The sequence below is a fragment of the Planktothrix sp. PCC 11201 genome (genome assembly GCF_900009135.1).
In the GTDB taxonomy this organism is placed as follows: Bacteria; Cyanobacteriota; Cyanobacteriia; order Cyanobacteriales; family Microcoleaceae; genus Planktothrix.
In genome coordinates, this window is sequence record NZ_LT797697.1 from 93,557 (window position 1) to 106,597 (window position 13,041).

Annotated in this window: 11 protein-coding genes; 8 read left to right on the top strand and 3 right to left on the bottom strand. The window is 37.6% G+C overall.

The window, feature by feature from the left end; translation table 11 throughout:
- The first annotated feature begins 184 nt into the window (after positions 1-184).
- The 5 genes from PL11201_RS08395 to argJ all read left to right on the top strand — a co-directional run bounded on the left by PL11201_RS08395 (position 185) and on the right by argJ (position 3,218).
- A complete protein-coding gene (locus tag PL11201_RS08395; RefSeq protein ID WP_079678141.1) occupies positions 185-376 on the top strand; it encodes a glutamine synthetase inactivation factor IF7A in 192 nt (63 codons plus the stop codon).
- Positions 377-466: 90 nt separating this feature from the next.
- Positions 467-655 carry a glutamine synthetase inactivation factor IF7A gene (locus PL11201_RS08400; RefSeq protein WP_079678142.1) on the top strand — a complete coding sequence of 63 codons (189 nt, stop codon included), beginning with the start codon at positions 467-469 and terminating at the stop codon, positions 653-655.
- Positions 656-718: 63 nt separating this feature from the next.
- Positions 719-910: a glutamine synthetase inactivation factor IF7A gene (locus PL11201_RS08405; protein WP_079678143.1), complete on the top strand. Its 192-nt coding sequence runs from the start codon at positions 719-721 to the stop codon at positions 908-910.
- A 264-nt stretch (positions 911-1,174) separates the two neighbouring features.
- Entirely contained in the window at positions 1,175-1,762 is a 588-nt protein-coding gene (locus tag PL11201_RS08410; RefSeq protein ID WP_079678144.1) for a Uma2 family endonuclease, read from the top strand.
- A gap of 214 nt (positions 1,763-1,976) precedes the next feature.
- Positions 1,977-3,218 carry a bifunctional ornithine acetyltransferase/N-acetylglutamate synthase gene (gene argJ, locus PL11201_RS08415; protein WP_079678145.1) on the top strand — a complete coding sequence of 414 codons (1,242 nt, stop codon included), beginning with the start codon at positions 1,977-1,979 and terminating at the stop codon, positions 3,216-3,218.
- 21 nt (positions 3,219-3,239) lie between these two features.
- On the opposite strand, the gene PL11201_RS08420 is transcribed toward argJ, so the two are convergent.
- The 3 genes from PL11201_RS08420 to rsmI form a co-directional block, all read right to left on the bottom strand.
- Positions 3,240-3,410 (bottom strand): molecular chaperone DnaJ, encoded by a 171-nt coding sequence (locus PL11201_RS08420; RefSeq protein WP_079678146.1) that lies wholly within the window; start codon positions 3,408-3,410, stop codon positions 3,240-3,242.
- Between the two features lie 64 nt (positions 3,411-3,474).
- A complete protein-coding gene (locus PL11201_RS08425; RefSeq protein WP_079678147.1) occupies positions 3,475-4,731 on the bottom strand; it encodes a serine hydrolase in 1,257 nt (418 codons plus the stop codon).
- A gap of 273 nt (positions 4,732-5,004) precedes the next feature.
- Positions 5,005-5,856, bottom strand: a complete 852-nt coding sequence (gene rsmI, locus PL11201_RS08430; RefSeq protein WP_079678148.1) for a 16S rRNA (cytidine(1402)-2'-O)-methyltransferase — start codon at positions 5,854-5,856, stop codon at positions 5,005-5,007.
- A 163-nt stretch (positions 5,857-6,019) separates the two neighbouring features.
- Here rsmI and PL11201_RS08435 point away from each other — a divergent pair, with 163 nt between their 5' ends.
- From PL11201_RS08435 to PL11201_RS08445, 3 genes are all read left to right on the top strand, one after another.
- Positions 6,020-9,934 carry an AAA family ATPase gene (locus PL11201_RS08435; protein WP_079678149.1) on the top strand — a complete coding sequence of 1,305 codons (3,915 nt, stop codon included), beginning with the start codon at positions 6,020-6,022 and terminating at the stop codon, positions 9,932-9,934.
- Entirely contained in the window at positions 9,919-11,100 is a 1,182-nt protein-coding gene (locus PL11201_RS08440; protein WP_079678150.1) for a hybrid sensor histidine kinase/response regulator, read from the top strand. Before PL11201_RS08435 ends, PL11201_RS08440 begins: the two co-directional genes overlap by 16 nt.
- 126 nt (positions 11,101-11,226) lie before the next feature.
- Positions 11,227-13,032 carry a putative bifunctional diguanylate cyclase/phosphodiesterase gene (locus PL11201_RS08445; RefSeq protein WP_234996646.1) on the top strand — a complete coding sequence of 602 codons (1,806 nt, stop codon included), beginning with the start codon at positions 11,227-11,229 and terminating at the stop codon, positions 13,030-13,032.
- Positions 13,033-13,041: the final 9 nt, after the last annotated feature.

Consider the following 13,041-nt stretch of genomic DNA (forward strand, 5'->3'; position numbering starts at 1 on the left):
GCTCCCCCTGCTCCCCCTACCTCCCCCGGTAGGTTTTTTTTGTTATTGAATTCTAAGAAAAATGTAAAGATTTGTTAAATTAGGGCATTTTGTAATGTAGACTACAGAATGTTCTGGTATATTAGAAATTGAAGACCAAAACAGCCTTTTATTTTTTAGGCTATTCATTCAGGAGAACAAGCTCATGGGTACTCAAGAACAAGCTCGCGCTTTAATGATGCGTCATCACCACACCATCAAAAATCGTCAACAGTCCTTACTCAACCGGGTTTCCGATCAAGTTGGTGCAGAACCCGGTGATCCAACCACGATTCAGGGCAAACCCAGCGCCCATTCTGCCAGCAGCTACGGTCGCAGCAATGCCACAATGAGCTAGAAAGATTAATAATTGTAATCTTTCTTAATATTTTTGTTAAGAAAACTTTAACAAAAAACCATTCAATTTAAAACACAGGAGAAACAAATTATGAATACTCAAAATCAAGCTCGGGCTTTAATGATGCGTCATCACCAAGTGATTAAAAACCGTCAACAATCGATGTTAAATCGGGTTTCCGATGAAGTCGGTACAGAACCCGGCGATGTCTCAACCATTCAAGGCAAACCCAGTGCCAATTCTGTGAGTAACTATGACCGTGGTAACGGGATGATTTAGCTGAGTTGAATATAATATTAAACTCAAAAAAACATTCAATTTTAAACACAGGAGGAACAAATTATGGATACTCAAAATCAAGCTCGGGCTTTGATGATGCGTCATCATCAAGTAATTAAAAACCGTCAACAATCCTTACTAAACCGAGTCGCGGATGAAGTCGGCATTGAGCCAGGAGATTATCGGACAACGATTCAAGGCAAACCCACTGACAGCGCGAGCAGCTATGACCGCAGTGGCTCGTCCATGAGTTAATTGAGTTGTTACTGAGATAACTGTAAATTCACCATGAATCAATCAATGCCCCCGCTTTGCCTAAGCAAGTGGGGATATTTTTATGGTTGACGGTTGAGGTGAAAATTAGTTAAGTATGGCGATCGCTCAATGATATAATAAGCCAATATTCCCTGTAAATAAGCAAACTACTCCGTTAATAATCCCCTATAGAAACCGGGTTTCTAATAATTTTAACCGACAAAATCACTTAATTAATCAGTCAATTCCCCTGGAGGAAAAGTGATGGAATTTGCCACAATTAATTTATCGACTCCTCTGCAATTAACGATTAATTTAACGGATGAGCAGTTTTTTGAGTTATGTCAAAAAAATCGAGATTTAAAATTTGAACGGACTGCATCAGGAGTTTTAATGATTATGCCACCAACGGGAGGAAATACAGGGAGACGCAGTATTAAAATAGCGACTCAACTCGAAATTTGGAGTAGTAAAACCAATCTCGGTGAAGCTTTTGATTCTTCGACCGGATTTAAACTTCCCAATGGTGCGGATCGTTCTCCTGATGCGTCTTGGGTTAAGCGCGATCGCTGGGATACTTTAACCCCCAAACAACGGGAAAAATTTGTGCCTTTATGTCCTGATTTTGTGATAGAATTACGGTCAGCAAGTGATACGTTAAAACCCTTACAAAATAAAATGGGAGAGTATCAGGAAAATGGGGCAAAATTAGGCTGGTTAATTGATCCGAAAAATAAACGAGTTGAAATTTATCGCCCAGATCAAGAAGTAGAAATTCAGGAAAACCCTACAACATTATCAGGGGAAAATATTCTCCCCGGATTTATATTAGACTTAACCTTAATTTGGTAAAACGTAGTAAGTCCTGAAGGGCTCCCATATTTTTTAAAAGGGGTTGATAGAATGCGGGTTCGGCTTCAGAGGTTTGAGACCGAATGGGGGTAAAGATTTGAGAAGATTATGCAGCATTTTCCCCCAAATAGTTGAGGATAATCAATTTAAGTTTTATCACCCTGGTTCTTGATATAATCCGTTCTCGGTAATATTGGAAACGAAAGGGGAAATCATGTCGGATTGGACAGTGATTGAGGGTGGGGTGACTGCCCCTAGAGGGTATCGGGCATCGGGAATTACGGCCGGACTGAAAGCATCGGGATTACCGGATTTGGCTTTAATTGTCTCTGATGTAGATGCGATCGCAGCCGGGGTATTTACTACCAGCCAAGTTAGAGCCGCCTGTGTTGATTATTGTCGTCAACAACTCCAAGCCAAACCCAGCGCCAGAGCGGTTTTATGTAATTCGGGACAGGCTAATGCCGCCACGGGGGCAGCAGGTTGGACAGATGCGGTAGACTCCGCCCAAACTTTGGCCCAAGTCTTAAATATTGCACCGGAATCGATTTTACTGGCTTCTACCGGAGTCATCGGTCAACGGATTAAAATGGATATCCTCAAAGCCGGGATTCCCAAGTTAGTCGAGGAATTGTCAGAGAATGGTAACGCGGCCGTAGCTAAGGCGATCATGACCACAGATTTAGTCCCGAAAACCATTGCCTTAGAAACGATGTTTGGCGACCGTCCCGTGAGAGTGGGGGGAATTTGTAAAGGGTCTGGGATGATTCACCCCAATATGGCGACGATGTTGGCTTTTGTCACCTGCGATGCGGTGGTTTCTCCTCCCCTGTGGCAAGAAATGTTAAGCCGTGCAGCCAACCGGAGTTTTAATCAAGTTACCGTTGATGGCGATACGAGTACCAACGATTGTTTAATCGCCTTGGCTAATGGGGCGTCTCGGACTCCAGCGATTACGGGTATGGGGCCAGAAGCGGAAAAATTAGAAGGGATGTTAACAGCCGTCTGTGAATATTTGGCCAAAGCGATCGCCCGGGATGGGGAAGGAGCCACCTGTTTAATTGAAGTTCAAGTTTCCGGTGCCCAGGATGAAGCATCTGCGAATAAAGTTGCTAAAACCATTGTAGGTTCATCTTTGGTGAAGTCCGCCATTTTTGGTCATGATCCTAACTGGGGAAGAATTGCGGCGGCGGCGGGCCGGGCGGGAGTCCATTTTGACCAAAATGATTTGGAAATCAAATTAGGGGATTTTGTCTTAATGCAGCAGGGTCAACCCCTAGCTTTTGATCGGAATGCAGCTAATGAGTATTTAAAACAAGCCAAAACAGGAGAATATCTCAAGGAAGATACGGTATTAATTTCAGTTAAAATCGGCAATGGCTCCGGTGTGGGCAAAGCCTGGGGATGCGATTTAAGTTATGACTATGTAAAAATTAACGCTGAATACACCACTTAATCAGTTAACAGTTATCAGTTATCAGTTATCGGTTATCAATTTATTGTCTGTTCCCTGTTCTCTGTTCCCTGTTCCTACACAAAAAACACAGGTTTCTTCCCGTTGAATTTCCCCGGAACAATCTCGAATTTCTGTATAGCCTTTTCCCTGACAATGGGGACAGATTTGATCAATGATTTTGTTTTTTTTCATAAGATTAAGCCCTGAAGGGCTTACTACAATGATTGTGATTAAGCCCTGAAGGGCTTACTACGGTTTAATTATTCATTCCTACCATGGGAAAGGATAATTGATTGAATTGAGTTATTTTTTCGGAAGTGGCTTTTAAGGGGGTTTGATTTAAACGATTAAAAATATAACGAGAAATGTCAGGGAAAACCTGTTCATTTTTTGCATAGGCGGGATTATCTCCAAAGACGGCTAAGACATAAATTGCTTTATCGTTTAAGGTTCTAACAAAGGCGACTTCTTGACGAGAACGACTGGTATAACCGACTTTAGAAGCATAGTAAATATCGGGAGGTAAGGATTCTCCTAAAAATCCAGCAACGGAGTTAGAATCAATATTTTTCCAAGCTTTTGGGTTTAAATCACGGGTTAATAAATATGCCATTTTGGTACTCGCTAAGGGAGAAATGGCTTGTTTTGTGTAGATTTCATACATTAATCGGGCTGTTTGGTCAGTGGTGACGCGATTTCCTTGGGAATAGGAAGGAATTTCTCGCAGTTGTACATCTCGACCCGTAGGTTCTTCTCCTACCCCGGTAATTGGATAATTTTTAGTGGTTAAATTAATTCCAGTATAACCGGATTTCTCAAAGAATTTATTAACTTGACTGCGTTTTTCTACCCATTTATCTAATTCGGATTTGTCTAAGTTTTCCCCTGATTCAGTTTGGGTAATCGCATCAACAATCCGACTGGCTGAATCATTATCGGAAATTCGCATCATCTGGGATAGGTCGGTATAAAAGGGCGATTCCTTGGGAATATATCCTTTTTCTGCATAGCCAAAAAATTGAACCATCCAAAATAATTTGGCAACACTGGCGGGAAATCTGAGTTTGGTATTGTTATATCCGGCGATGGTATGGGTAGCAGGTTTACTAACATCAATTAATGTAATAGATAGGGATTCGGTGGGTAATCCTTGGTTTTTAGCAATATAAACTGCACCATCAATAATAGTTTGTAAGTCTTGACTGGGGACTAAATTAGGAGGGGTTTTGATGTTATAAGCTACGGTTTTATCTGTTTCGGTCGCCGGGGCAGAAATGGTAATATTCTGAGTTTGGGGTTGGGGCTTTGCGGGTGGGAATAATAGTTTTAACACCGCTCCCAATGTCCAATTAACAGTTAATAATAGGGCAATTAAAAATATAATTCGAGAGTATTTTAATTTCGCTAATCTATGAGGTATTCTAGTCCCTACTCTAACAGGAGATTGCCTGTTAGAACGATGAGGAACAGAATAATTTCTAACGGAGCGACGACGTTGGGTAATATAAGCCATATTGGAGAAAGATATAAGGGGAGCAGGGGAGGCAGGGGGAGCAGGGGGAGCAGGGGAGGCAGGGGGAGCGGATACTTGATTATATTAATTAAAGGTTAAGTATCAACTATCGCAATCCGTGTAGGATTTGTGATAAAAACCCGTAGGGGTTGGGTCTCCCAACCCAGGCGCAAAGAGGGTTGGGAGACCCAACCCCTACGATAAAATGTTACAACCCCTACACGGATTGCTATATTAACAACCTAATCATTTATACCATTTATCCTCAATATTTTATTCTGTGCCATCGGGTAAAGTTAAAGCAATTTGATAGATTTGACGACGGGGTAAGGAGGTGGCTTCGGCAAGTTGGCGACTGGCTTGGGAACGGGTAATCCCTTGCTGGAGTAGACATTGGAGTTCGGCTTTAAGTTGATCTTCGGTGACCACGGTTGGGGTTTCGGCGACACCAGAAATGACTAATGTTAGTTCACCTTTGGGGTTATGATCTTGATAGTATTGTACGGCATTTTCTAAGGTTCCTCGCCAAAATTGTTCATGGAGTTTTGTTAATTCCCGGGCAATTACAATAGACCGTTTTGCTCCTAAAATTAGGGCTAAATCTTCCAATGTTTCCACCAGACGATGGGGCGCTTCATATAAAATTAGGGTGCGAGATTCCGTTTGTAAACTGCTTAAACGCTGTTGACGTTCTTTATTTTTGGTGGGTAAAAACCCTTCAAAAATAAATCGATCTGTGGGGAGTCCCGCCGCACTTAAAGCTGTTATACTAGCACTAACTCCAGGAATCGGAATTACAGCAATATTTGCTTCAATACAAGCCTTAATTAGTTCATATCCTGGGTCAGAAATTCCTGGCATTCCCGCATCCGTAACCAAGGCAATTGTATGTCCCTGACTCAGAGATTCCACCAAACTCGGAATCCGGCGTTGTTGATTATGTTCATGGTAACTGAGTTGGGGGGTTTTAATGTCAAAATGGTGTAATAGCTTGCCCGTATGACGGGTATCTTCGGCCGCAATCCAATCAACAGTTTGTAAAATTTTTATCGCCCGCAACGTAATGTCTTCTAGGTTCCCAATGGGAGTTCCTACAATATAAAGGGTTCCAGCTTGATTGGTCATCTTAAATTTAAGGCCCTACGGAAATATAAATGTGACATAAAACACACTCCCTCAAGGATAATATCAGATATCCTGGAGGGTAGGATGGGATATCCAGTTCATTGTTGACCACGAGATCAAGATTGATTGATCCTAACCCACACCCATCATGAACTAAACTAAAATGCTGACCATATCAGGGTTTGACACAACTACTTTACTGTATAGTAGCCCCACCAGTTTAGTCTATCGGGCCCATTGGATTCCCTATCAACGGCCTGTGGTGCTGAAAGTCCTGCGGGGAAAAGGGTACAGCCCTAAACAGATGGCTCAGTTTCAACGAGAATATGAACTGATTCAGTCTTTAAATTTGCCCGGAGTGGTTAAGGTTTATGGGTTAGAGTCCCATCAGGATCACTCCATAATGATTTTAGAAGACTTTGGGGGATCATCCCTGAGCCAGTTAAAATTGGCGGGTCAGTTAAGCTTAATTGAATTTCTGGAATTAGCCATTGACATTACCAAAATTTTAGGTCAAATCCACGGATTTAATATTATTCATAAAAACATTAATCCGAGTAATATTGTCTGGAATCACAATACGGAAGTTATTAAACTGATTGACTTTGAAATTTCCAGTATTTTATCCCAAGAAAATCTCAGTTTTATTTCTGCTAATATCCTAGAAGGAACCCTGGGCTATCTATCCCCAGAACAGACGGGAAGAATGAATCGAACCATTGATTATCGAAGTGATTTCTATTCTTTAGGGGTAACTTTTTATGAATTAATCACGGGTCGATTACCCTTTACCAGTGAAGATCCTTTAGAATTAGTCCATAGTCATATTGCTAAAACTCCTATTTATCCCGATCATTATACTAACTTTAGTCTACCGGAAACCCTATGCCAAATTATTCTCAAATTAATGGCAAAAAATGCCGAAGATCGTTATCAGTCAGCCTATGGGATTAAAAGTGATTTAGAACGTTGTTTAGAACAAATCAAAACCCAAGGTTATATTGAATCCTTTGAACTCGGAAGTCAAGATTTATCAGATAAACTGCACATCCCCGAAAAATTATATGGTCGAGAACAACCCCTGGAAACCCTATTAACCGCTTTTGAACGAGTGAGTCAAGGAGATCGAGAATTAATTTGGATTTCTGGTTATTCTGGAGTCGGAAAATCCTCCTTAGTACAGGAAATTTATAAACCGATTACGGCTAAACGGGGAATTTTTATTTCGGGAAAATTTGATCAATATAAACGGAATATTCCCTATTTTGCCATAGCTCAAGCCTTAAATGAATTTTGCCATCAAATTTTAACAGAAAGGAAAGAAATATTAGAGCAATGGAAGCATAAAATTTTAGCTTTTGTCGGAAACAAAGGACAATTATTAATTGATATTATTCCTGATTTAGAACGAATTATTGGTAAGTTTTCTGTAACTGAATCCTTAGATTTACAACAAACTCCTAACTGTTTTTTAAAGGTTTTTCAAAAACTTATCCAAGCCCTAACTCAACCCCAACATCCCTTAGTAATTTTTTTAGACGATTTACAATGGGCAGATTGGGCTTCCTTAAACTTAATTAAAACCTTAAGTCAAGATGAAAGTATTCAATATTTAATGATTATTGGAGCCTATCGTCATCATGAATTAAATCTCAATCCCCCCTTAAAATCAACCTTAGAAGCGATTAAAATTACCCAAGACCCGGGAGTTGAAATTAGTCTCGATAATTTAAGTTTATCAGATATCAATGATTTAATCGCGGAAGGATTAAACTGTTCTACGGAAGTAAGTCAACCCTTAGCCCATTTAGTCTATCTAAAAACCCAAGGAAATCCTTTTTCTACTCGAGAATTTTTGAAATCCCTTTATACAGAAGGACTATTACAATTTGAATATCCGACTCAATTATCCTGGACACAAGGTCACAATAAAGGCAAATGGATATGGGATTTTGAACAAATTCAGGCTAAAAATATTACAGATTATCGAGAAAATTTTAGTGATTCTATCCCGGAATTTCACCCGATTAATTCATCTAATTCCTTAGACATTGCCAGCATTTTCAAAGCCTCTCAAGCCCTTTCCCGGGAAATTTCGATTGAGCATTTACTCACAAAGATCATGAAAATTGTTGTAGAAAATGCCGGAGCAGAAAGAGGACATTTAATTTTAGAATCCGATAAACAGTGGTTAATTCAGGCTGACGTTACAACGGTTCACGATGGAGTTAAAGTTTTACAAGCAATTCCGATTGAAAAAATTAATTCCGAAACTAATACCCCAGAAGTTTGCAACTCCATTGTTAATTATGTAATTCATACTCAAGAAAGTTTAGTTATTCATCAGGCGACAAAAGAGAATAAATTTGTTAGCGATGATTATATTATTTTTAATCAGCCTAAGTCGATTTTATGTGTTCCCCTTTTGAATCAAGGAAAACTGATTGGAATTCTTTATTTAGAAAATAATTTGATTACTGGAGCTTTTACATCTCAACGGTTAGAAGTTTTAAATTTATTGTCTTCTCAAGCAGCAATTTCTATTGAAAATGCTTTACTTTATAAGACTTTAGAAGAAAAAGTTACTGAACGCACTCAAGCCTTACAACAAGAGATTTTAGAACGGAAAAAAGTTGAAGAAGTATTGAAACAGGCGAAAGAAGATGCCGAAGCCGCTAACCGTGCTAAAAGTGAATTTTTAGCAAATATGAGCCATGAATTAAGAACTCCTTTAAATGGAATTTTAGGATATACCCAAATTTTAAAACGCTCGATAACTCCATCGGAAAAAGATCAAGCGGGCATCCAAATTATTCATCAATGTGGAACCCATCTGCTCACCTTAATTAATGATCTTTTAGATTTGTCTAAAATCGAAGCTGGAAAATTAGAAATTTCTGCAAAAGTTGTTAATTTAGATACGTTTTTAAAGGAGGTTGTAGAAATCTGTTCTATCAAAGCTAAACAAAAAGGTTTATCTTTTATTTATCAACCCCTATCCCAACTGCCGATAGCTGTAGAAATAGATGAAAAACGCTTACGACAAATTTTAATTAATCTCTTGGGAAATGCGATTAAATTTACCGATTATGGCACAGTGACTTTGAGAATTAAAGTCATAGAAAAACCCCCAGATAATTCCAGTTTTTATCAAACAATTCAGTTTCAAATTGAAGATACGGGAATTGGCATAAATCCCGAACAATTAGAAAATATTTTTCTCCCTTTTGAACAAGTTGCAGAAATATCCTATCGTTCAGAGGGAACTGGGTTAGGGTTAGCAATTACCCAACGATTAATTAAACACCTAGGAGGAGATTTGTATGTAGAAAGTAACACGGGAAAGGGGAGCCATTTTTGGTTTGAATTGAATTTACCAATTTCGACAGAAGTGCAACCTATTTCTGAAGCTAATTCTTTATATTCAATTGTGGGATTTAAAGGGGATAAAAACAAGATTTTAGTTGTAGATGATAAACAGGAAAATCGCCTGATATTGTTGGATTTATTACAACCTTTGGGGTTTGAAATTGTAGAAGCCAGTAATGGTCAAGAAGGATTATATCAACTGAAAAAAAGTCAATTTGATTTAATAATTGTAGATTTAGTTATGCCAATTATGGATGGTTTTGAAATGACTAGACACATTCGTTCTTTACCGGAATTTCATGATATTCCTGTGATTGCAACTTCCGCTTCTGTTTATCAATGGGATAGAGAACAAAGCCAAAATGCTGGATGTAATGATTTTCTTTCTAAACCCTTGGAAGTAGAGGAATTATTGATTAAACTAAAGACTTGGTTAAAATTAGAATGGGAATATGATTATCCCGAAAAAAATTTGCCCCAGACTCCGGCAGAAAATAGTCCTGATTTAGTTATTCCCAGTTCTGAAATTTTATCAAGTTTAATGAAATTAGCCAAACGAGGAAGGGTTTTAGAACTGGAAGCAGAAGTGATTAAACTTAAACAAATTAATCCTGATTTAAGTTTGTTTTCTGATAGAATTAAATATCTAACTCAAGATTTTAAAATCACACAAATTAAGGAGTTTCTCAATCAATGGACAATCAACTAATTTTAATTATTGATGATAATGGAACTAATTTAAAAGTCCTGTCACAAACCCTAACCAGTGCCGGATTTCAATTAGCTGTAGCCACCAATGGAGAAGAAGCCCTAGAACAAGTCCTAGAAGAATTACCCGAACTGATTTTACTAGATGTTAAAATGCCTAAAATTGATGGATTTGAAACTTGTATTCGTCTGAAAGCTAATCCTAAAACCAAGGATATTCCGATTATTTTTATGACGGCATTATCAGAAACTATTGATAAAGTTAAAGGTCTTTCTTTGGGGGCAGTTGATTATATTACCAAACCCTTTGATGAACAGGATGTTTTAGCCAGAGTTCGGGTACATTTACGTTTAAGAGCGGCACAAAAACAAATTATTTCTCAGGAAAAATTAGCCTCATTAGGAACCATTACCGCCGGGGTTGCTCACGAACTAAGAAATCCTTTAAATTTTGTCATTAATTATGCCCAATCTTCCCTTGATAGCCTAAATCAATTGTTAGCAAATATTCAGCAAAATCCTACCGAAGATTCCCAGGAAATTCTAACTCAATTGCAGGATATAATCACCGATGCTGAGGCTATTGATGAGCATGGACAGCGGGCTAGTCGAATTATTGAAAGTATGATGCAGTTGGCTCGTTCTGAACCAGGGGAATATCAATGTATTAATCTTAATGATATTTTAGATCAAGCGATTAAACTAGCATATCATAGTTTTCGAGTCAAACATCCACAGTTTGTCATTACCATTAAAACGCAATTTGATCCCCATCTTGAGGTCATAGAAGTTATTATATCTGATTTACATCGAGCTTTAATTAATATTATTGATAATAGTTGTTATGCCCTTTATTTGAAAATGCAAGAAAATATGAATCGAGAGGAAAAATTTGATCCTACTTTGTGCTTAATTACAAAAAATCAAGATTCTGAAATTGAAATTAAAATTCATGATAATGGCATAGGAATTCAACCCGAATTCATTGATAATATTTTTACTCCATTTTTCACCACGAAACCCCCAGGACAAGGCATTGGACTCGGCTTATCTTTAACCCATGATATTATTGTTTTACAGCATGGAGGCACCCTGCAACTTGACACGCAATGGAAACAATATACGGAGTTAATCCTAAAATTGCCTAAAAACCAAAAAGGGAATTAATCAAATTATATTTGTTCTTGAAAAATAGGAGAAAATTAAATTATACTCAATATCAAGATCTCAAAATATCACACTTAATATCCTTTTTCTTAAATGGTTTTAATCGATTATTCAAACGAAAATCCTATGTTACATTCCTCCGCAAAATCTCTATCTTCCCTCGCAGAAATTACACTCTATTCAGATTCTGTTACTATGCCTTCAACCCCTGCTTTTATTTTAGTTATTGATGATGAACCAGAGTTAAAACGATTAATCGAAAGACGATTAAAACCTCAGATTAAAGCGGGAGAATTTCAGTTTTTATTTGCTACTAATGGTATAGATGCTTTAGATATTTTACGTTCAAACCCTCATATTTCCGTCATTTTAACCGACTTAAATATGCCCGGAATGGATGGCTGGGCATTGCTGGAACAAATGCCTAAAATTGATCCGCTACTGAAAGCTATTGTTGTTTCTGCCTATGGCGATATTCAAAATATTAGAACCGCCATGAACCGAGGGGCATTTGATTTTTTAACTAAACCGATTAATTTTCAAGATTTAATTGTTACCATCCGAAAAACCATCGATATTGTTACTAATAGTCGGCTGCAAAAACAACAACTTAAAACTGCTGTTGAGAATTTGCAATATCTTGCTCTTTATGATAAATTAACGGGACTTCCAAATCAAAATCATGTTTTAGAATGTATTCGCTCTGCGGTTAATCATCAGTTAGATTTTGCTCTATTTTATTTAGCATTAGATCGGTTTAAAATCATTCGGTATGGCTATGGAAAAACCTTAGCTGAAAAGTTTTTAATTCAAGAAGTTGAACGGATCAAAAGCTGTTTGCAACCCGGCGATATTTTAGCTAGAATCTGGAAGGATGAATTTGTCCTATTTCTACCCAATATAAAATCAGAAAATATTGCTTTAGAAAGAGCCAATAAACTCCATCAAGCCTTTAAATTATTCCTACCAGAACGTCGAATTACCGCCTCGGGAAATACTAATATTGGTGTTGCATTATCTAGTTTATTCTACGAACAAGCGGAAGATTTTTTAAGAGCAGCAGATACCGCTATGCACTATGCTAGAATGCAGAGCAATAAAAATTGCACGGTATTTTTTAATCCAGAAATGCAAGTTGCTGTTTTGAATAGATTACAGTTAGAATCTGATTTAGAATTAGGACTAGAAAATCAAGAATTTCAAGTTTATTATCAACCAATTTACAATTTAAAAAATCAAAGTTTAGTCGGTTTTGAAGCCTTAGTTCGTTGGCAACATCCCAGTCGAGGATTAATTCCACCCTCTGATTTTATTCCTCTGACAGAGGAAACCGGACTGATTATTCCTTTGGGAGAATGGGTACTCCGAGAATCCTGTCGTCAATTTAGTTATTGGAAAAAAGAGTTTCCTGAGCAATTTCCTTTAAGTTTGAGCGTTAATTTATCAGGGTTGCAAATCTTAAAATCTGATTTCAGTGGTTTAATTGATGATATTATTGAATCTAAAGTTTTAGAAGGATTTAGTTTAAAACTAGAAATCACTGAAAGTATTTTAATGGAAAACCCCGAAGCTGTTACTGAGTACATGAATCAATTTAAAAGTCGCAATATCCAATTATCTATTGATGATTTTGGGACGGGTTACTCTTGTTTATCTTATTTACAATCTTTACCTTTAGATACTTTGAAAATCGATCGTTCATTTATTGTGAATATTAATTGCAATCCCAAAAGTTTAGATATTATTAAAACCTTGATTACTTTAGCCCATAGTTTGAATTTAGATGTGGTTGCGGAGGGTGTAGAAACTGAAAAACAGATTAATACTTTGAATGATTTAGGTTGTGAATATGGACAAGGATATTATTTTTCACCCCCGATTACTGTTGATGCTGTAACTCAGTTATTACAAAAAAATCAATTAATTTCCTAGAGTTTTGAT